General features: G+C 41.6%; 1 protein-coding gene. It reads right to left on the bottom strand.

Annotation, left to right across the window (positions count from 1 at the left end):
- Positions 1-502: 502 nt before the first annotated feature.
- Positions 503-822, bottom strand: a 320-nt coding sequence (locus ACYVRH_RS13685) for a primase-like DNA-binding domain-containing protein (protein WP_461257442.1), incomplete at its 5' end; no start/stop codon positions are given.

The following is an 822-nucleotide window of genomic DNA, read 5'->3' as shown; positions in this document are numbered from 1 at the left end:
TATGATGAAAAAAAAGAGACAAATTTTCTGACAAAATCACAGTCATTTATGACATTGAATTCCGTCAATATCCCTAATAACAGGGCAATTTTATCTTTATTTAGCATTTTTTTTCTTTTATGCGGCAAGGGATTTTTTTTACAGGGGGGAGCGTGCGCCCCCAAAAAATGCCATATTTTGTTAATAGCAAATTTTTTTTCTGTCAAAAAACGTCGATTATTCACCTGTTTGTTTACCCAATTAAAGGGGCGCACGGGGGAACCGATAACCGCACCCGCAGGGTGTAGATGAAAAATGCTACACGTTCCGGCGCCGTACAGCTTAACAAGATGAAAAAATGAGGCGGGATTTATCCCGCCGTCCGCGCCGCGGTCATAGCGAGGTACTTAAAAACTTTGTAAAAAAATAATTATTAGCGTCCCTATTTAAAAATAAAAAACCACAGGCTTGCCCTTATCACCGACAAAATCCTGTGGCTTTTTTCTCTTTTCTTTTTTCTTTCTTATTTCATTAGCCCAATCCCCGTCCAAAACCGCATTTCCGCCGTCCTGCCCTGCACAAAACCCATTTCTTTAAGCCTCATAGTAAAAAACCTTTCGCTTACGGCGTGTTCCTTATTTTCCTCGCACCAATCGGCATAAGCCCTGTACAAATCCCTAATCCGAATCGTAATACCGCCGTCCTTTACGCACCGCTCCTTAATAAAATTTCCTATAACGTCCATTTCACCACGATACTCGTCAGTAGCGTCAAGAATATCAGCAGGGGCTATTAAACCCTCACGCTTCCAATTTGCCGTCCCCTCCAAAAGCCAATTAAGAA

The sequence above is a fragment of the Treponema sp. R80B11-R83G3 genome (assembly GCF_054786115.1).
The sequence above is the reverse complement of the archived record's forward strand: the minus strand, read 5'-3'. Positions and strand labels throughout refer to the sequence as shown.